This is a genomic window from Arthrobacter sp. Y3225116, from assembly GCF_059091245.1.
Window position 1 is genome coordinate 1 of record NZ_JBNHGL010000606.1, and the last position, 318, is coordinate 318.

Genomic DNA, 318 nt, shown 5'->3' on the forward strand with positions numbered 1-318 from the left:
GCCGCCAACACGGCCATGAACCTCGCCGCCCTCGGCGCCCGGGTGCGCATTCTCGGCCTGATCGGCGGGGACGACGCCGGACGGCGGCTGGCTGCCCTCCTGCAGGGTGCGGGGGTGGACATCTCGGGGCTGGTGGAACACGAAGACGTCCTGACCACCACCAAGTACCGCATCATCGGCGGCGACCAGATCATGCTGCGGCTGGACGAGCGCACGGAGCGGGTGCCGGAAGCGGCGCAGGAGCAGCTGGCCGCAGCAGTGCCGGACGCGCTCGCCGGCAGCGACGCCGTGGTGGTCTGCGACTATGGTTCCGGCGCG

Annotated in this window: 1 protein-coding gene; it reads left to right on the forward strand. The window is 72.3% G+C overall.

All coding sequences use genetic code 11. The annotated features are described in order from the left end of the window. On the forward strand, positions 1–318 hold a 318-nt coding region (locus AC5RV2_RS19175; RefSeq protein WP_494093643.1), incomplete at both ends, for a PfkB family carbohydrate kinase.